Raw genomic sequence first — 18,602 nt, forward strand, 5'->3', positions numbered from 1 at the left:
CGGAGACAAGCATGTCCATTGAACGTCTGTTGCAGGCACAGAAGCAGGAAAACCGTGACATTATTCAGTCCTTGCTGGATGACGGTTCTGAGGCCGATGCTGAATACACCATAGAACACCATTTTTCGTCCACTAACTTTGACCGCCTGGAAAAGGCCGCAGTCGATGCCTTTAAATTGGGCTTTGAGGTTAACGACGCCGAAGAGGTGGAACTGGATGATGGTAGTTTGATTTTCTGTTTTGACGCCATTGCCTACCACCAACTGGAAGCCGAACTTCTGGATAAGGCCTGTGAGCAGTTGCTGCAGCTGGCGGTCAAGCATAAGGTCGACTATGACGGCTGGGGCACCTATTACATAGGTGACGAGCTGGAAGATGAAGACGACGAAGAGCAGGACTAAGTCCTGTTACCAATAAAAACACCGGGTTCTTGGCCCGGTGTTTTTGTCTCTGTCAGTTTTGCCGGCAGATTTATTTTCAGTTGTAGTCGACCGGCTTCTCGCCAATAACGACCGGGAGCTCTATCTGTTTACCGGCGCGGATCACCTGCAGGGTGACCTTGGTACCTGGGGTGGTCTCGGCAATCCTGTCCATCAGCATATAGATGCGGGTAACCTCTTCACCCTGATACTGAGTGATCACATCTCTGGGCCTCAGACCGGCCAGTGCTGCCGGGCCATTGGGTTCTATGCCGGTTACCACTACGCCGCGAAGATCCGGCAAGTTAAGTATTTGCGCCACAACCGGGCTGACGTCTTCACCCGAGATCCCCAGAGCCCCGCGAATAACCCGGCCGTCCTTGATCAGTTTGCCCATGACAGCGTAGGCCAGCTTGATGGGAATGGCGAAGTTGATGCCATGGCCACCCCCTTCACCGCCTATCTGGAAGGCGGCAGTGTTGATGCCTATCAGGCCGCCATGGGTGTCTATCAGGGCGCCACCCGAGTTACCGGCATTGATGGCGGCATCGGTTTGCAGAAAGTCCAGGTAGCCTGTGCTCAGGCCGTTACGGCCTGTGGCACTGATGATCCCCTGGGTAATGGTTTGCCCCAGGTTATAGGGGTTACCTATGGCAAGCACCACATCGCCCACTTGAGGTGGGCTGTCGAGGTTAACCGGTACGACTGGCAGGTTATCCCCCTGGATCTCCAGCACGGCCAGGTCGGTTTCAGGATCCTGACCGACTACCTCTGCACCGAATTTTCGGCCATCCTGCAATGCCACCACAATTTCATCGGCCTTCTTGACCACATGATAGTTAGTGAGAATGTAGCCTTCCTTGCTCATGATGACGCCTGAGCCCAGGCCCTGCAGAGAGCCGCCATTCAGAGGCTGGCTCTGGTTGATACTCAGGCTATAGATATTCACTACCGCTGGCGCGGCGCGGCGTACCGCCTTGGCAAAGGACAGCTCTGCACCACTGTTTCCCCTGAACTGCAACAGGTTGCCACCGAGATTGCCTTCGCCCATAAAACGGTTGGCCAGCAGAAAGACGGCTGCCATTACCAGGCCAAAGACCACAGCTTTGCAGATATAGATCAGGGTTTCTTTCATTGTGATGATATTGCTGAATATTAAAAAAAGGCTCGTTAGATTAGCATGTTTCTTGCTCTTGCGAACATTAGTCAAGGCTCAGGAAGTCAATTTTGCCCTGAATTGGGCACCGGAAATAGAAAAAGCGGGGTTATCCCCGCTTTTTCCGGATGACTGTCAACCTCTGAGGATCAGATACAGGCTGCTGTTGCCCCTGACTATCTTCAGTGCCACTGCGCCTTGTTGCTCTTTGAGTTCTTCTTTCAGCGCTTTGAGGGTGGCGGTCTTGGTACGGTTTACCCCAACAATCAGGTCACCTTTTTGCAAGCCACTCATGGCCGCTGGAGAATTCTGGGCGATATCGGTGATCTCGATACCTTTCTTGCTGTTCTCCAGAGTGGCACCGGCCAACATAGGATGAACGGCGCCGGCCGCAGTTTCTTTCACTTGGCTGGCTTCGCCCAGAGTGACTTTGACTGTCTTGTCATCACCATCACGTATCAGGCCAAGCTCTAGCTTGGTGCCGGCACCCATGGTGCCAATCTTGGCTCTCAATTCCTGGAAGCTCTTGATCTTGCGGCCATTAATGCTGACGATAATATCGCCTGCCTTGATGCCCGCCTTATCGGCGGCGCTGCCTTCCATTACTTCGCTGACAAAGCCACCGTGTTGGGTCTTGAGACCGAAGCCTTGAGCCAGTTCATTGTCCAGATCCCGACCCATGACCCCCAGAACGCCGCGACGGACTTCGCCGTGTTCGATAATCTGATCCACCAGGCTATGAACCATGTTGGCCGGTATCGCGAAGCCGATACCTACGTTACCGCCGCCGGGAGCCACAATGGCGGTATTGATACCGATAAGCTCGCCGCGCAGGTTAACCAAGGCGCCGCCTGAGTTACCGCTGTTAATGGCGGCATCGGTTTGAATGAAGTTTTCCAGCATCTCTATGCCAAGGCCTGTACGCCCCAGAGCACTGACAATACCTGAAGTCACGGTTTGCCCAAGACCGAAGGGGTTACCTATGGCCACGGCAAAGTCGCCAACCCTCAAGTCATCCGAGTCAGCAGACTTGACTGCCGTGAGGTTGTCGGCCTCAATCTGCAGCAGGGCAATATCGGCATCTTTATCTTTGCCTATCAACTTGGCCTTGATTTCGCGGCCGTCGTGCAGACCCACCTGAATATCATCGGCACCATCGATTACATGGTTGTTGGTAACTATATAGCCCTTGTCGGCATCTATGATGACACCGGATCCCAAACCGCGAAACGGTCGCTCCTGTACTTGCTCCTGCGGGGCGTTGGGGCCAAAGAAGTAGCGGAATATATCCGGTACCCGTTGGCGGGAAACCTGAGTGCCGGAAACAGCCACAGAGACAACCGCCGGTGTGGTTTGCTCCAACATGGGTGCCAGACTCGGCATGGTTTGGCCGTCTACGGCTTGTGGCAGCGCGGCCTGGGAGACTACAGGGGCCAGTGTCAGGGTGGCCCCGAGGAGGGCGGCGGAAACAAGAGATAACTTGGTCTTCATCTATGCATTGCTCCTAATACGGGATCAAATAACCATGTACTGTTTGCCACCGAGGTGGCTGAATCATAAAGGCTCTTACGAGCGTCCGGTAATTAATCCGACTTTAATCCTGTTTAAAAAGTTCATCATTCATTAACAAAGATTAATTTTTATTGCACGCTGACAGGGGACGCAGTCTCTGGCCTTTCTTCCGTGTCAGGCACACTGGTCAGCATAGCTGGCAAAGGGGCCAGTTGCTCCTCTTTGGCCAATCTTTGGCTGCCCTGATTCCAATGCTGATTGAGGCGATTGATCTGTTCTGTCAGTTGTCCCAGCAGTGCCCTCTGTTCGGCCAGATGATCGCTGACCTCCTGCTTGTGTTGGCTCAATTCCATCTTGCTGCGCTCTATGGCAGCCCCTTTACTGCTCTTGCCTAGCCCCCGGCTGACCAAGGTCTTGCCGATATAACCCAGTATCAACCCCAGAATGAAAGCCGCAAACACCAGTGGCCATTCCATATCGACTCCTTAAGTTTGTCTTTGTGTCTTATGCTCTTGCTCGACCCCATAGGGATACCTGGCAAAATATACCCCGAGCGTGGGTCTCATGATACCATTTGCCGCCCCAACTCTGTTGCGTGAGTTGGGTTAGGTACCCATCAAATAAGGTTAAAAGAGAAGAATTCAAGTGTCGCAGTTAACCCCCTGGCAGCATTACCAACAAGATCTCACCCGTGAAGATTTCAGCCATGACCCGGCGCAGGAGCAAGCGGTAAAGGCATTGCAGCGTGTTTATGATGAGCTGCAAAGGCCGCAAAAGTCCGGATGGCGCAATTGGTTCAGCCGGGAAAAAAACAGCAAGGTTCAGGGGCTTTACCTCTGGGGCGGTGTTGGGCGCGGCAAGACTTATCTTATGGACACCTTTTTCGATGCCCTGCCGGGTGAGCAGAAACTGAGAGCGCATTTCCATCGATTTATGCACAGAATTCATCGGGAACTGGACGAGCTCAAGGGAACCCGGGACCCGCTGTTGGTGATAGCCAAACAGATGGCGCAGCAATATCGGGTGATCTGCTTTGATGAGTTCTTTGTTTCGGACATCACGGATGCCATGTTGCTGGGCACGCTGTTCGAGGCCCTGTTCAAGGAGGGGGTGGTCTTGGTGGCCACCTCCAACATAGTGCCGGACGACCTTTACAAGAATGGTTTGCAGCGGGCCAGATTTTTACCAGCCATCGCCGAAATCAAGGCCAATTGCCAGGTGTTGAATGTCGATTCTGGAATCGACTACAGACTGCGGACCCTGGAACAGGCCGAGATCTACCATCACCCGCTGGATGAAACCGCCGAGTGCAATTTGCAACGTTATTTCACCCAACTGGCGCCTGAGTCTGAGGTCTCTGAAACGCCGCTGGAGATAGATGGGCGCAGCATAGTGATCCGTAAGCAGGCCCAGGGTGTTTTGCTGGCCGACTTCCGAGCGCTGTGTGATGGGCCGCGCAGTCAGCGGGACTATATGGAATTGGCGCAGTTGTTTCACACAGTGTTGCTCAGTGGCCTGGAACAGATGGGCGCCCAGCAGACAGGGGATGATATTGCCCGCCGGTTTCTGGCGCTGGTGGATGAGTTCTACGAGCGGCATGTGAAACTTATCATCTCGGCCGAGGTACCGCTCGAGCAGATTTACACAGATGGGCAGCTGAGTTTTGAATTTCGTCGCTGCCGCTCCCGTCTGATTGAGATGCAGTCCCGGGATTACCTGGCTCTGGAGCACCTGCCATAGGGGATGATTGCCCCCGTTTTGTTGCCGACAATCCAACCGAATGAGCACGGTGACCAAGGCGTTGATGGTGCCAAAGCGGTAACGACCTGAAAAAGATCGTCTTTTACGGCGGGATCTCAAAAAGCAGGTGATTTTTAGTTCAGCTTTGTCTATAATCCGCCACCTGCCCACGTTACTCCGCCGATTGGGCGGATTTAAAAGCCAGATTCTTTGCTCGAAGGGGCAGAGAAAGGCATTTTTGTGTTATCTGCATCCGCAGGTAGCATGTGACAGAATTTAACTTTGGGTTTTTGTAATAATGAAGACTTTTACTGCTAAGCCAGAAACTGTAGCTCGTGACTGGTACGTTGTTGATGCCGAAGGTAAGACCCTGGGTCGTATCGCCACTGAAATCGCTCTGCGTCTGCGTGGCAAGCACAAGGCTGAGTACACTCCTCACGTAGATACCGGTGACTACATCATCGTGATCAACGCCGAGAAAGTAACTGTGACCGGTAACAAGGCTGCAGGCAAGACGTACTACTCGCACTCAGGCTTCCCAGGTGGCATCAAGCAAATCAGCTTCGAGAAGCTGCAAGCTCACAAGCCAGAAATGATCATCGAGAAAGCAGTCAAGGGTATGTTGCCAAAAGGCCCTCTGGGTCGTGCCATGTTCCGTAAGCTGAAAGTTTACGCTGGCGCAGAGCACAACCACGCTGCACAACAACCTCAAGTTCTTGATATCTAAACGGGATTAAGCAAATGGCTGCAACTCAGTACTACGGCACTGGCCGTCGCAAAACTTCAACTGCTCGCGTATTCGCTAAAGCAGGTAGTGGCAATATCGTTGTTAACCAACGTCCTCTGGATGTTTACTTCGGTCGTGAAACCGCTCGTATGGTTGTTCGTCAACCTCTTGAGCTGGTTGAAATGACTGAAAAGCTGGACATCTATGTAACTGTTAAGGGGGGTGGTATCACTGGCCAAGCCGGCGCTATCCGTCACGGTATCACCCGTGCTCTGATGGAGCTGGACGAAGCTCTGCGTCCTACTTTACGTTCTGCTGGTTATGTAACCCGCGATGCTCGTAAGGTTGAACGTAAGAAAGTTGGTCTGCGTAAAGCACGTCGTAAGCCACAGTTCTCCAAGCGTTAATATCGCTTTCGAGATACCAAAAACCCAGCGTACGCTGGGTTTTTTTATGGCTGAGATTTATCCCTGGCAGCCCTGTATACTCAGGGTTGTTGTGGCAGGTTTAAATGGGGTGAAACATGAGTTGGCAACTACTGTTGATGGTCTTGGGTTTGGTATTGATCCTGGAAGGGGTAGGGCCCTTGTTATTCCCCAACCGCTGGCGTCGTTACCTGTTGGAAGTGGCTTCCCAACCGACAGCTATCATGCAACGCCTGGGCGGCGTCCTGGTTGTTGCAGGAATTGTCATATTGATTATTTTTTCATAAATACTTGCCCCTTCCATGCCAATATCTGTTAGAATCCTGCTTTAACCGCAACCTTGCAGCAAACAATGGGCAAAAATGTAGTTGTTCTCGGCACTCAATGGGGTGACGAGGGAAAAGGTAAGATTGTCGACCTTCTGACCGAACAGGCAAAATTCGTAGTCCGTTACCAAGGTGGCCACAACGCTGGTCATACTCTGGTTATCGATGGTGAAAAAACCGTTCTTCATCTGATCCCCTCAGGCATTCTGCGCGATAACGTCAAGTGCATTATCGGCAACGGCGTGGTTTTGGCGCCCGATGCTCTGATGAAAGAGATCGGCATGCTGAAAGAGAAAGGTATTCCGGTAGAGGAACGCCTGCTGATCTCTGAAGCTTGTCCTCTGATCCTTCCTTTCCACTGTGCGCTGGATATTGCTCGCGAAAAAGCGCGTGGCAACAAGGCTATCGGTACTACAGGGCGCGGCATCGGCCCGGCTTATGAAGATAAAATTTCCCGTCGCGGCTTGCGCGTAGGGGATCTCTTCAATCCACAACTGTTTGCCGAGAAGCTGAAAGAAGTGATGGCCTATCACAACTTTATGCTGACCGAATACTATAAGTGCGAAGCCGTTGATTATCAAAAGACTCTGGATGACGCGCTGGCACTGGCAGACTACCTGAAAGGTCTGTGTGTTGATGTCACCGAATTGCTGGATCAAGCCCGCAAGAATGGCGACAACATACTGTTTGAAGGCGCTCAGGGCACATTGCTGGATATCGACCACGGTACTTATCCATTTGTAACCTCTTCCAACACTACTGCTGGCGGTGTGGCAACTGGTTCAGGATTCGGTCCTCGTCATCTGGATTATGTTTGTGGCATCATCAAGGCTTATACCACTCGTGTGGGTGCCGGCCCATTCCCGACTGAACTGGAATGTGAAATCGGCGATCACTTGGGAACCAAGGGCCAGGAATTTGGTGCGACAACCGGTCGTAAGCGTCGTCCGGGTTGGTTGGACATAGTGGCTATGCGCCGCGCGGTTCAGATCAACAGCATCAGTGGTTTCTGCCTGACCAAGCTCGACGTTTTGGACGGCTTGAAAGAAGTGAAGCTCTGCGTAGGCTATCAGCACCCAGACGGTACTGTGTCCAATGTGACTCCGCTGGCAGCAGAAGGCTACGAGCACGTTACTCCTGTGTATGAAACCATGCCAGGCTGGAGTGAAAACACCTTTGGTGCCACTTCACTGGAGCAACTGCCACAGGCAGCAATCAACTATATCAAGCGGATTGAAGAACTGCTGGAAACACCTGTCGATATCATCTCAACCGGGCCAGACCGGAATGAGACCATGATTCTGGTGAATCCATTCAGTTAAGTAAAAAGGCCGCCTAAGCGGCCTTTTTCGTTTATGGGGCTTACACTGTTTGCCCTTAAGAATTGGGTTATACTGCCGATGAAAAGACAGTCTATTTGTCATCAGGACAGCTTATGTTGCGTATAGCCCTATTACTCTTGTTAGTAACCAGTGCCAATGTGTTGGCCGAAGAAACCAAGGCCGTGGATATCTACAGCCAGGAAGAACTGCTGGAGCTTATTCGCAGCAAGCAATACCTGACCCGGGTCAAAGCCGATGACTGTCAGCTGGTGCAGGATATTGAGGCGCGTGCTGAAGTGCTCAAGCAGCCGTTGTACCAGTACCTCTGGGGTGAGATGCTTAATTTCGGCATCTGCGTCAAGGCCAATCCGCCCAGAGGAATATCGCTGCTCAGGGATGCCGCCGAGCAGGGCAGTGCCGAAGCCATGGTGCGCATTGCCGAGTATTATAAAGATGGCAAGTTTGTACTGCAGGACAAAGAACGTTCGGTGCAGTACCTGTTACCCGCTGCCGCCAACGGTGACCTGCCGGCCAGAATGATGCTGGTCGAACTGTTTGCCAAGGGTTATGGCAGCCCAAGGGATTATGTCTTGGGGTATCACTGGCTCTACAACCAGGTGTTCAGCGATGAACAGACCCAGCAAGACGCCAAAAGATTATTGCAGCTGTTAGCGGCTAAAATGCCCGCCAGTCAGGTGGAGAAGGCCAAAAAGGAACATCTGCAAAGCCGTTAATTAGCTTGTCGCACTGGATGCGACAACGAAAAAATTGGAAATTGAATGATAAAAGATCCTCATTTTGAGCGAGAACAAGATAAGTACGACAACCCCATCCCCAGCCGGGAATTTATATTGGAATATCTGCGCTCGCAGACCTCTCCCCTGAATCGTGAGCGGATCGCCACGGCCCTCAACATCTCCGACGAAGAACAACTCGAGGCGCTGCGGCGTCGGCTGCGTGCCATGGAGCGCGATGGTCAGCTGGTATTTACCCGCGGCCAGTGTTATGGCCTGCCGGAGCGGATGGACTTGATCCAGGGTACTGTGCTGGGCCACAGAGATGGCTATGGCTTCTTCCGTCCCGATGAAGGCGGTGATGACCTGTTTATCAACCATGGTGACATGCTCAGATACTTCCATGGCGACAAGGTGTTGGCGCAAAAGGCCGGCGTCGATCGCAAGGGGCGCCGCGAAGCTCGCATAGTGCGCTTGGTCGCCGAGCGAACCGCCGCTCTGGTGGGGCGTTTCCATGTCGATTGCGGCATGGCCTTTGTTATTGCCGATGATAAGCGGATTACCCAGGAAATACTGATAGACAACGCCGATCGCAACGGCGCCCGTCAGGGCGATGTCGTGGTGGTGGAACTCACCCGCAGGCCCGGGCGCTATGTCAAAGCCGCCGGTAAGGTGGTTGAGGTGCTGGGCAAAGAGATGGCACCGGGCATGGAGATAGAAATTGCCCTGCGCAACTATGATCTGCCCCATACCTGGTCTGCCGCCATCGAAAAGAAACTGCGCAAGATATCCGATGAAGTGCAGGAAGAGGACAAGGCAGGTCGAGTCGATCTGCGACAACTGCCCTTGGTCACCATAGACGGTGAAGATGCTCGCGACTTTGACGATGCTGTCTATGCCGAGCGCAAGCGCAGCGGCGGTTGGCGCCTGTGGGTGGCCATTGCCGATGTCAGCTATTATGTGCGTACTCAATCGGCGCTGGATCAAGAAGCCCGTGCCCGAGGCAACTCTGTGTACTTCCCGTCACAGGTGATCCCCATGTTGCCGGAAAAACTCTCCAACGGCCTGTGCTCCCTGAACCCGGGAGTCGACCGTCTCTGTATGGTGGCCGAGATGACAGTGTCGGCGTCGGGTAAGTTATCCGGCTACAAGTTCTATCCGGCGGTGATGCATTCCCACGCCCGTTTCACCTATACCCAGGTGGCGGCCATGCTGGAAGGCGAAGAAGGCCTGGAAGAGCATAAGCCTTTACTGCCGCATCTCAAGGTGTTGCAGGAGCTGTATCTGGCGCTCGATAGCCAGCGGGCCAACCGTGGCGCCATCGCCTTTGAGACGCTGGAAACCCAGTTCATCTTCAATGAGCAGCGCAAGATAGACAAGATAGTACCCAGAGCCCGTAACCAGGCGCACAAGATTATCGAAGAGTGTATGATCCTCGCCAACGTGGCGGCGGCCAAGTTTGTCAAAAAGCACAAGGGTGAAGTCCTCTATCGGGTGCATGAAGCGCCATCCGAGCAGAAGCTGACTCAGTTCAAGGAGTTTCTGGCTGAGCGAGGGCTCTCCATGGGCGGCGGTCTCGAACCCGAACCCAGTGACTACCAGGCGCTGATGGAAAAAGTCCAGGGTCGCGCCGATGCCGAACTCATTCAGGTGATGTTGCTGCGCTCTATGCGCCAGGCGACTTACACACCGGACAATGAAGGCCACTTTGGTCTGGCGCTGGAGGAGTATGCTCACTTTACTTCGCCGATTCGCCGTTATCCTGACTTGGTGTTGCACAGGGTGATCCGTTACCTGCTCGCCAAAGAGCGTGGCGAAGCGAGCGACAAGTGGACCCCGGACGGTGGCTATCACTATCAGCTCGATGAGCTGGATCAGCTTGGCGAAGAGTGTTCCAACACCGAGCGCCGCGCCGATGAAGCCACCCGTGACGTCTCCGACTGGCTCAAGTGTGAGTTTATGCAGGACCATGTGGGTGACACCTTCGATGCGGTGGTGGCTTCCGTCACCAGCTTCGGGCTGTTTGTGCGCCTCAATGAGCTGTTTATCGACGGCTTGGTGCATATCTCTACCCTGGGCAGCGACTACTTCCAGTATGATCCCATGCGCCAGCGCCTGATAGGTGAGCACTCAGGGCAGATCTACCAGATTGGTGATCCTGTGACGGTTAAAGTCGCCTCGGTCAATCTGGACGACAGACAGATAGACTTGCTGATGGTGGACGAAGAGGGACGCAGTCAGCGCCGTAAAGGCCGCAGCAAGAGTAAGCCGCTGACCGCACGGGAAAGGGTCAATATTGAAGGAGCCCGCCGCTCGGCCAAGGCACAGAAGCCGGCAGGTAAAGGGAGCGCCAAGTCTAAGTCCACAGGCGCATCCGCCAAGAGCAAATCAACCAAGGCTGCCGGCAACGCCGGGGCGAAAAAGCCCAAGGCAGCCAAACGAGTCAAGAGAAAGAAGTAAATGAAAAAACAGGAACTGGTGTTTGGCATTCACGCGGTCGAGTCTTTGCTGAAACACGCTCCGGAGCGGGTGCTGGAAATGTGGCTGCTCAGTGGTCGTCAGGATGACAGGGTCAAGCCCTTGTTGGAGATGGCGGCTCAGTGGGGCATTCGCGCCCAGCAGGCGTCCCGCAAGACACTGGATGACAAGGCTGAAAGTACTCAGCATCAGGGGATCATCATTCGGGTGCGTCCGGCCAAAGTCTTGACCGAAAACGATCTGGAAGCCTTATTAGACAAGACGGACTCGCCATTTTTGTTGATCCTGGATGGTGTCACAGATCCCCACAATCTGGGGGCCTGTCTGCGAAATGCCGATGCGGCCGGGGTGCACGGCGTCATAGTGCCCAAAGACAACTCAGTGGGGCTGACGCCGACCGTCAGCAAGGTGGCTTGCGGCGCGGCCGAGACAGTACCGCTGTTTCAGGTGACCAACCTGGCGCGTACCATGAAGCGTTTGCAGGAAAGGGGCGTGTGGATTGCCGGCACCGCAGGCGAGGCAGACAGCACCCTGTATCAGGCCGACCTCAAGGGGGCTCTGGCCATTGCCATGGGCGCCGAAGGCAAGGGGCTGAGACGCCTGAGCCGCGAAAGTTGCGACACCCTGATCTCTATTCCTATGGCTGGCAGTGTCTCCAGTCTGAACGTGTCGGTGGCAACAGGTATCTGCCTGTTCGAAGCTGTGCGTCAGCGTCTCTAACTGCCGAATATGGCAGCCTCTCTTGAGAATACGGACCATAAACTGTATAGCAGTGCCGGCCCGTATCTCATGCAACTGCAACAAGGCTATCTGGGTGAAATCTATGGCATGGCGTTCTTCGAGCGCCTCGGCCTGGATTATCATTCTCAGGTAACCGAGAGCCAGTTAACAGAAATCCACTTAACTGAAAGCCACTTAATAGAAAGCCACTTAATAGAAAGCCAAGCCGTGTTTTCTCTACTGTTCAAGGTGGAGCAATATACTGCCAAGGCCTTGCTGAAACTGCTGCCTGAGCTGGTGAGTCTGGACGAGGCTTTGTTGGAGCAAGTGCACATGCAGGCGCAGAAAGAGGTGGACAGTTGGCTTAAGCTTCCCTGGCATAAACTGCTTGCGGCGCTGCGTCTCTGGGTCGAACCTTACCAGCAAAAATATGCCAAGTGGGCGGATGATGCCCAGAGTAACTCTGAGTACGGCGCAGCCTTTCGTCTGTTGGAGCGGCATGAAACCGCCATCTATCTCTACTTGCAGGCGCTTGAGCGCGGTGAAAAGCGCGCCGCGTTAATCCTGGAGCGTTTTCTTGGAGCTCTTTAGTTGAAAGAGCTCTTCAAGCCAAGCGCGGGAGTTACTGAAAGGTATAGAGCAGGTTGAAGGTGGTGATGGTATCTGTCTGTTTACTGCCTTCCGGCACCACTTCTGTATATTTGACGTTGAAGCCTATCTTGAAGGCCCAGTCCTGAAACAGGGTGTTTTTATAGCCCATGTCCAGTGCCAGAGTATTGTTATTTTCGCCCACCTCGGCGGTCAGGTCGGCAGTGAAACTGGTGTACTCGTGGATCTTCTGTTCAAACTTGGCCGCGGTCCGTAGGATCACATCTTTCTCGGCCACAGGATCCGGCGCCGCGTCAGTTTCTATCGGCATGTTGTATCGGTAACCCGGGCCGACTTCGAGACTCAACTTGGTACGGCGGGTGCTGATGGCATCGAAACCATAACCGCTGGAAACCGTGTAGATCTCTGTGTAGGAACCGAACTTGTCCCAGATGAATTCACCACGGCCAAAGATATAGCCGCCGTTGAGTTTGTAGTTGGACTGCAGCTGCAGATCGTATTTTTCGGCAGTGGTTTTTTCAGAGTCAGAGGCGAAATAGGCCTTGAGGGTTCCTTCCTGCTTGGCGTTTTCCGTGTCGTAAACCAACTTGGTACGACCGTTGAAACTGCTTGAGTCTGTGTTACCTGTGTTGAGCTGAAAGCCGGCCTCAATCTCAGCGGTGAAGTCGCTTGGAGGCTCGCGATAATCCGGAGGCACCAAGGCCCACGCCGAAGTCGGTAGCGCAAACAATAACGCCAATACAGAGGATCTTGTCATTATTCTTATGTCTTTTGCTGTGACTGCCATAAATTTAGCGTCACATAATACCTGCTCATGGGGCCGAGGCAAAGTTATTGCTTGAGTTTACCGCGGCCTTTATGTACTATTTCGCGCCTAATTCAGTCACATTAATTTTCGTTCCTTGCCTCAATTTGGTCTGACTGAGCCAACAACGAGGCTAGATAACCGTAAGGAGCACTAAATGCGTCATTACGAAATCGTATTTATGGTTCACCCTGATCAGAGTGAACAAGTACCAGGTATGATTGAGCGCTACACAGGTGTTATCACCGAAGCTGGCGGTCAAATCCATCGTTTGGAAGACTGGGGTCGTCGCCAACTGGCTTACCCAATCCAGGATCTGCACAAGGCTCACTATGTTCTGATGAACGTTGAGACCACTGCAGAGTCTGTTGAAGAGCTGGAAACTGCTTTCCGTTTCAACGACGCCGTTCTGCGTAGCCTGGTGATGCGCACTAAAGCTGCCATCACTGAAGCATCTCCAATGGCCAAAGCTAAAGACGAGCGCGATTCACGTCGCAGCGCCGTTAGCGAAAAAGCTGCTGAAGAAACCCAAGAAAACGCTGAAGCAAGCGCTGAGTAAGCTTTTCTGTGACCACCAATCACTTGGTGTTGTCCGGTACCGTCATTCGGTCCAGACACTTTGATAGCCCGGCTGGAATACCTCACACGGTACTTCAACTGGAACACAGGTCGCAGCGTTTCGAGGCCGATTTGCCCAGAAACGTCTACTGCCAACTTCAAGTGATATTGAGTGGTGAACGCTTCAAGAGCGTAGCAGACAAGCTGAAAGCGGGTGTGGATATCCAAGTCAGTGGTTTTCTGGCTCTACAACAGAGTCGCAATGGCCAAAGCCGACTGGTGTTACACGCCGAAAATGTCGAATTGAAAAATTAGGAGACTGTCAAATGGCACGTTATTTCCGTCGTCGTAAGTTCTGCCGTTTCACTGCTGAAGGTGTTACGGAGATCGATTACAAAGATATCGCTACTCTGAAAAACTACATCACAGAAAGCGGTAAGATTGTTCCAAGCCGTATCACTGGTACTTCTGCCAAGTATCAGCGTCAACTGGCTCGCGCTATCAAGCGTGCTCGTTATCTGTCACTGCTGCCATACACTGATCTGCATCAGTAATCGGCACTGTTCTAGCTAGAGGAATTGATAATGAACGTTATTCTGCTTGATAAAATCGCAAACCTGGGCAACCTGGGTGACCAGGTATCAGTTAAGGCCGGTTACGCTCGTAACTACCTGCTGCCAAAAGGCAAAGCTGTTGTTGCCAACGCTGAGAACGTAAAAGTTTTCGAAGCTCGTCGTGCTGAGCTGGAAGCCAAGCTGGCTGCCGACCTGGCCGCTGCCACTGCTCGTGCAGAGCAGATCTCTGCTCTGGAAGCGGTTGTTATCGCTTCTAAAGCCGGTGACGAAGGCAAGCTGTTCGGTTCTATCGGTACCCGTGACATCGCTGACGCAGTAACTGCTGCCGGCGTTGAACTGGCCAAAGCCGAAGTACGTCTGCCACTGGGCGCTCTGCGCACTACTGGCGACTTCGAAGTTGAAGTTCAGCTGCACACTGAAGTAAAAGCTGTAGTTAAAGTAACTGTTGTTGCTGAAGCTTAATCCCGGCTTTTACTAGAAGAAACACCGCCTTCGGGCGGTGTTTTTTTATGCCTGTTTGCTGGCCGGGGACGACGGGTTTCCCTTTAATTCTCCCGTCTGCGGATGCCAAACTTAAGCACGCTGTCACTTACCCACAGTTACTGTGGCTATCTCTGGCAGAATCGCTGCTGACTTGATTGCCTATAACTACAGAAACACCCGCCGGGGCGGGTGTTTTCTGGGTTATTGCAGATTAGTGGCTATCAGTTGCGCACCAGTTCCAACTCTTTGAGCAGGTTGTCGGCATGATCCACTTCATCCATCATCCACAAAATGTAGCGGATATCCACGTGCACGGCGCGGGTGATGGTGGGGTTGAAGTACCAATCTTTGGTGATGGCTTCATAGGTGGAGTCAAAGTTGAGGCCAACCAGCTCGCCCTTGCCGTTAAACACAGGGGAGCCTGAGTTACCACCTGTGGTATCTACGCTGGAGAGGAAGTTAACCGGTACAGAGTTGAACTCGGCCGGGTTATCCAGACAGGAGAACAGGCGGCACAACCAGCTGCGGGGATCCTGATACAAGTGCTGCACCTTATGCTCGCCCAGTCGTCCCTGCTTGATGGCATCCAGCAGCTTCTGCGGTGCATTGTAGGGCTCGACACCTGTGTGCTTGGCGACTATGCCTTCCAGCTTGGTAAAGGGTTGCTTGTAGAGCGCATCACGGGACTGATAGCCATCGACCATACCATAGCTGATCCTTAAGGTGCCGTTGGCATCCGGATAGACAGGCTTACCCATGGCCTTGTTATAGGCAATGATCGCCTTCATGTAGGCGGGGCGGGCGATGGACAGCTTACCGGCCAGTTCCTTGTCGGCTTTTTCCTGCGCCATATTGGTATCGTACAGGGCTACTGCCATGCGAATGAAGGGATCGCTGCTGCTCTCAAAGGCTTCCGGCTTGGCCTGCATCCAGTCGAGGCGTTTCTCTTGGTCGGTCAACTCGGTCAGGGCATACATGCCTTCGAGTTTGTCGCCCAGACTGATACCTTGCTCGGGTGTCAGCAACTGATCCATCACGGCGACCCGGTTATCCTGCGCCAGGTAGGCGTCGATATCCATCTGCCATAGTGTTTTGTCGACGCTGATATCGAAGCTGGAGTCAAGTCGCTTGAGACGGGCGGCGAACATCTTCATGTCACGCTCTTGATAACCCGCTTCGCGCTCGGCATCCGGTTTTTGGTTTTCTTTGGCCAGGCGATAAAGCTGCTTGGCGGCGCCGAGCAGGGCACTGGATTGAGCGTTGTCAAAATAGTAGCTCTGCTGATACTTGTGCTGTTGCTCGGTCAGCAGTTGTTCGAGCTCACTCAGTTGTGCCGTCAGCGGCTGTGCGTCTTTATCTTTGGCCAGCCAGTCGCGGAAGGCATTTTCCTCGACCTGCTTGATAGCGGCAATATCTGTGGCGTGGAAGCCATCCAACAAGCCGTTGAGTTTTTTCATCCGGTTGGCCATGCCGGCCAGAGTACCGGCATACTTGATGGCGATATCCTTGTCGGAAGCGCCCATTCCCTCAATGGTGTCGATTCTGGCCTGATAGCGGGCGGCTTGAGTCGGGTAGAGCCAGTCGCTGGCGAATCTCAACTCTGAGGTCAGGCGGTAGCGGCTGGTTGAACCCGGGTAACCGGCCACAAACACGCCGTCACCGGCCTTAACGCCATCGGCATTGACCTTGAGGAAGCTCTTGGGCTGATAAGGCACGTTATCCTCGGCATAGGCCGCAGGCTTGCCATCCTTGCCGACATAGGCCCTGAGGAAGGTAAAGTCGCCGCTGTGGCGAGGGTATTCATAGTTATCTATGTCGCCACCGTAACCGCCAACACTCTCGGGTGGCGCATAAACCAGGCGCACATCGCGAATAATCAGCTGTTTGATCAGGTAGTATTCAAGTCCATTATGGAAACTACGTACTGAGCAACGGTAGTTGTCGTCGGCTTCACACTCTTTGACCAGCGCCTTGCTGTTGGCCTGGATGGCTTCATAACGCGCCAGTGGCTCGGTCGGCAGATTGGCCGTTATCTTATCTGTGACATCTGTGACCGCTTCGGTGACATAGAGGCGCTCGTTGGGGCCGGCCGAAGGCTCCAGGCGTTGTTCTTTGGCCAAAAAGCCGTCGGCCAGATAGTTGTGTTCTTTGGTGCTGTTGTATTGAATACCCCGATAGGCACAGTGATGATTGGTGACAACCAATCCTTGGGGTGAGACGAAACTGGCGGTACAATAGCCGAGGCCCACCACGGCGTTCATGGGATACTTTCCGAGATCGGCCAGTTGCTCTGCCGGGATGGCGATGCCGCGCTCACTGAGCTTGTCGGCAATAGAGGGCATTTGGTAAGGTTGCCACTGCCCTTCATCGGCTATGGCGAGGCCAGAGGTCAGCGCCAAGGCTGCAGCCAATGCATTGCGCATGTTCATTCCTTATTTATTGTTAGTGTCCGTTTGGATATGAAAAACAGGTTATTGTAGGTGTAAAATTCCTGTTCTGATTGAACCGGGTTTTATATCACATTTTGCCTGATTGTTGGAGAGTTGGAGATTTATGCAACAGCAAGGTGCCTTTAAGGCCAAAGACAAGCGAAGAGACGTCCAGGTTGACGCGCTCAAGCTGCCCCCCCATTCCATTGAGGCGGAACAATCCGTGCTCGGGGGACTAATGCTGGATGCAGAGGCCTGGGACAAGGTGTCCGAGGCCGTGGTCAGAGAAGACTTTTACTCCCGTTCCCACAGGCTGATTTTCGGTGCCATGCAAAAGCTGGTAGAAAACGGCCAACCCATAGATTTGATTACGGTTTCAGAACAACTGGAACTGACTGACGAGCTGGAAGATGCCGGTGGTTTTACCTATCTGGGTGAAATCGCCAAGAATACCCCCAGCGCCGGTAACATTCTCTCCTACGCCGAAATCGTGCGCGAGCGTGCCGTGGTGCGGGAGATGATCCGGGTAGCACATGAGATTGCCGATGCCGGTTACAACCCTGAGGGGCGGGACTCAGGCGCCTTGCTGGACTTGGCCGAAACCAAGGTGTTCAAGATAGCCGAGCAGCGCGCCAACGCCAACGAGGGCCCGGAGGGGATCAAGACCATCCTCGAAAAAACCGTCGACAAGATTGAGCAGCTGTACAACAACCCGCACAACGGTGTGACCGGGGTATCCAGCGGCTTCTCCGATCTGGATAAGATGACCGCAGGTTTCCAGTCCGGTGACCTGATCATTGTCGCGGCCCGTCCTTCCATGGGTAAGACCACCTTTGCGATGAACCTGTGTGAATACGCGGCGCTCAATGAAAACAAGCCGGTGCTTATTTTCAGTCTAGAGATGCCCTCGGAACAGATCATGATGCGTATGCTGGCGTCGCTTGGCCGGGTGGATCAGACCAAGATACGTACCGGCCAACTGGATGATGATGATTGGGCGCGGGTGTCCTCTACCATGGGGATCATGCTCGAGCAGGGCAAGATGTATATCGATGACAGCTCGGGCCTGACGCCGACCGAAGTGCGCAGCAGGGCCAGGCGTATCGCCCGGGAATACGGCGGTCTGTCTATGATCATGGTCGACTACCTGCAGCTGATGCAGGTGCCGGCGCTGGCCGATAACCGGACCCTGGAAATTGCTGAAATCTCACGCTCGCTCAAGGCCTTGGCCAAGGAGCTGGAGATCCCGGTGATCGCTCTGTCGCAGCTGAACCGCTCATTGGAGCAAAGGGCCGATAAGCGCCCGGTAAACTCTGACTTGCGTGAATCCGGCTCTATCGAGCAGGATGCGGACCTTATCATGTTTATTTATCGTGACGAGGTGTATAACGACGATTCGCCCGATAAAGGCACGGCAGAGATCATCATAGGTAAGCAACGTAACGGCCCCATCGGCCGGGTCAGGCTGACTTTCCAGGGGATGTTCTCCCGCTTTGACAATTACGCCGGTCCGCAATTTGAAGAGGACTAAACCTCTGCGGACGGTTTTCCCGGCGCGGCCAGAGAGCGCGCCATCCAATCCAA

The 18,602-nt window shown here is 53.5% G+C and carries 20 protein-coding genes; 15 read left to right on the forward strand and 5 right to left on the reverse strand.

Going from position 1 to position 18,602, the window contains the following annotated elements; genetic code table 11:
• Positions 1-11: 11 nt before the first annotated feature.
• Positions 12-401, forward strand: coding sequence for a ribonuclease E inhibitor RraB (gene rraB, locus ACWAU4_RS02955; protein WP_025009331.1), 390 nt, complete (start codon positions 12-14; stop codon positions 399-401).
• A gap of 76 nt (positions 402-477) precedes the next feature.
• Here rraB and degS read toward each other — a convergent pair whose 3' ends face one another.
• From degS to ACWAU4_RS02970, 3 genes are all read right to left on the reverse strand, one after another.
• Positions 478-1,560 (reverse strand): outer membrane-stress sensor serine endopeptidase DegS, encoded by a 1,083-nt coding sequence (degS, locus tag ACWAU4_RS02960; protein ID WP_208126084.1) that lies wholly within the window; start codon positions 1,558-1,560, stop codon positions 478-480.
• A gap of 150 nt (positions 1,561-1,710) precedes the next feature.
• Entirely contained in the window at positions 1,711-3,066 is a 1,356-nt protein-coding gene (gene degQ / locus ACWAU4_RS02965; RefSeq protein ID WP_045283170.1) for a Do family serine endopeptidase DegQ, read from the reverse strand.
• A gap of 149 nt (positions 3,067-3,215) precedes the next feature.
• Complete coding sequence (locus tag ACWAU4_RS02970; RefSeq protein WP_045283169.1) at positions 3,216-3,563, reverse strand: ZapG family protein; 348 nt, start codon at positions 3,561-3,563, stop codon at positions 3,216-3,218.
• 169 nt (positions 3,564-3,732) lie between these two features.
• On the opposite strand from ACWAU4_RS02970, the gene zapE reads away from it, so the two are divergent.
• The 9 genes from zapE to ACWAU4_RS03015 all read left to right on the forward strand — a co-directional run bounded on the left by zapE (position 3,733) and on the right by ACWAU4_RS03015 (position 12,150).
• On the forward strand, positions 3,733-4,827 hold the full coding sequence (gene zapE, locus ACWAU4_RS02975; protein WP_062793557.1) for a cell division protein ZapE: 1,095 nt from the start codon (positions 3,733-3,735) through the stop codon (positions 4,825-4,827).
• A 298-nt stretch (positions 4,828-5,125) separates the two neighbouring features.
• Positions 5,126-5,554, forward strand: coding sequence for a 50S ribosomal protein L13 (rplM, locus tag ACWAU4_RS02980; protein ID WP_025009334.1), 429 nt, complete (start codon positions 5,126-5,128; stop codon positions 5,552-5,554).
• A 14-nt stretch (positions 5,555-5,568) separates the two neighbouring features.
• Positions 5,569-5,961: a 30S ribosomal protein S9 gene (rpsI, locus tag ACWAU4_RS02985; protein WP_025009335.1), complete on the forward strand. Its 393-nt coding sequence runs from the start codon at positions 5,569-5,571 to the stop codon at positions 5,959-5,961.
• Positions 5,962-6,077: 116 nt separating this feature from the next.
• On the forward strand, positions 6,078-6,266 hold the full coding sequence (locus ACWAU4_RS02990; protein WP_208125471.1) for a DUF2065 domain-containing protein: 189 nt from the start codon (positions 6,078-6,080) through the stop codon (positions 6,264-6,266).
• Positions 6,267-6,331: 65 nt separating this feature from the next.
• The gene (locus tag ACWAU4_RS02995) at positions 6,332-7,627 is read left to right on the forward strand and encodes an adenylosuccinate synthase (protein ID WP_025886864.1); all 1,296 of its coding nucleotides are present in this window, start codon (positions 6,332-6,334) and stop codon (positions 7,625-7,627) included.
• A 113-nt stretch (positions 7,628-7,740) separates the two neighbouring features.
• The gene (locus tag ACWAU4_RS03000; RefSeq protein WP_025009338.1) at positions 7,741-8,361 is read left to right on the forward strand and encodes a tetratricopeptide repeat protein; all 621 of its coding nucleotides are present in this window, start codon (positions 7,741-7,743) and stop codon (positions 8,359-8,361) included.
• A 45-nt stretch (positions 8,362-8,406) separates the two neighbouring features.
• Entirely contained in the window at positions 8,407-10,821 is a 2,415-nt protein-coding gene (rnr, locus tag ACWAU4_RS03005) for a ribonuclease R (RefSeq protein WP_208125473.1), read from the forward strand.
• Entirely contained in the window at positions 10,822-11,559 is a 738-nt protein-coding gene (rlmB, locus tag ACWAU4_RS03010) for a 23S rRNA (guanosine(2251)-2'-O)-methyltransferase RlmB (protein ID WP_025886866.1), read from the forward strand. It begins immediately after the preceding gene.
• 69 nt (positions 11,560-11,628) lie between these two features.
• Positions 11,629-12,150 carry a hypothetical protein gene (locus ACWAU4_RS03015; RefSeq protein ID WP_208125474.1) on the forward strand — a complete coding sequence of 174 codons (522 nt, stop codon included), beginning with the start codon at positions 11,629-11,631 and terminating at the stop codon, positions 12,148-12,150.
• A 31-nt stretch (positions 12,151-12,181) separates the two neighbouring features.
• Here ACWAU4_RS03015 and ACWAU4_RS03020 read toward each other — a convergent pair whose 3' ends face one another.
• Positions 12,182-12,925 carry a DUF481 domain-containing protein gene (locus tag ACWAU4_RS03020; RefSeq protein ID WP_025886868.1) on the reverse strand — a complete coding sequence of 248 codons (744 nt, stop codon included), beginning with the start codon at positions 12,923-12,925 and terminating at the stop codon, positions 12,182-12,184.
• A gap of 205 nt (positions 12,926-13,130) precedes the next feature.
• On the opposite strand from ACWAU4_RS03020, the gene rpsF reads away from it, so the two are divergent.
• Genes rpsF through rplI form a run of 4 tightly spaced genes read left to right on the forward strand, consistent with a single transcriptional unit; the run spans position 13,131 to position 14,568 of the window.
• Positions 13,131-13,532 carry a 30S ribosomal protein S6 gene (rpsF, locus tag ACWAU4_RS03025; protein ID WP_025009342.1) on the forward strand — a complete coding sequence of 134 codons (402 nt, stop codon included), beginning with the start codon at positions 13,131-13,133 and terminating at the stop codon, positions 13,530-13,532.
• An 8-nt stretch (positions 13,533-13,540) separates the two neighbouring features.
• On the forward strand, positions 13,541-13,846 hold the full coding sequence (priB, locus tag ACWAU4_RS03030) for a primosomal replication protein N (RefSeq protein ID WP_028779665.1): 306 nt from the start codon (positions 13,541-13,543) through the stop codon (positions 13,844-13,846).
• 11 nt (positions 13,847-13,857) lie between these two features.
• On the forward strand, positions 13,858-14,085 hold the full coding sequence (gene rpsR, locus ACWAU4_RS03035; RefSeq protein ID WP_025009344.1) for a 30S ribosomal protein S18: 228 nt from the start codon (positions 13,858-13,860) through the stop codon (positions 14,083-14,085).
• A gap of 30 nt (positions 14,086-14,115) precedes the next feature.
• Complete coding sequence (gene rplI, locus ACWAU4_RS03040; RefSeq protein ID WP_025009345.1) at positions 14,116-14,568, forward strand: 50S ribosomal protein L9; 453 nt, start codon at positions 14,116-14,118, stop codon at positions 14,566-14,568.
• A 242-nt stretch (positions 14,569-14,810) separates the two neighbouring features.
• Here the strand turns inward: rplI and ACWAU4_RS03045 are convergent, their stop codons facing one another.
• Entirely contained in the window at positions 14,811-17,012 is a 2,202-nt protein-coding gene (locus ACWAU4_RS03045) for a S46 family peptidase (RefSeq protein WP_208125475.1), read from the reverse strand.
• Positions 17,013-17,142: 130 nt separating this feature from the next.
• Here ACWAU4_RS03045 and dnaB point away from each other — a divergent pair, with 130 nt between their 5' ends.
• Complete coding sequence (gene dnaB / locus ACWAU4_RS03050) at positions 17,143-18,549, forward strand: replicative DNA helicase (protein WP_025009346.1); 1,407 nt, start codon at positions 17,143-17,145, stop codon at positions 18,547-18,549.
• The last annotated feature ends 53 nt before the right edge of the window (positions 18,550-18,602 follow it).

Source organism: Shewanella sp. FeAMO (genome assembly GCF_053653955.1).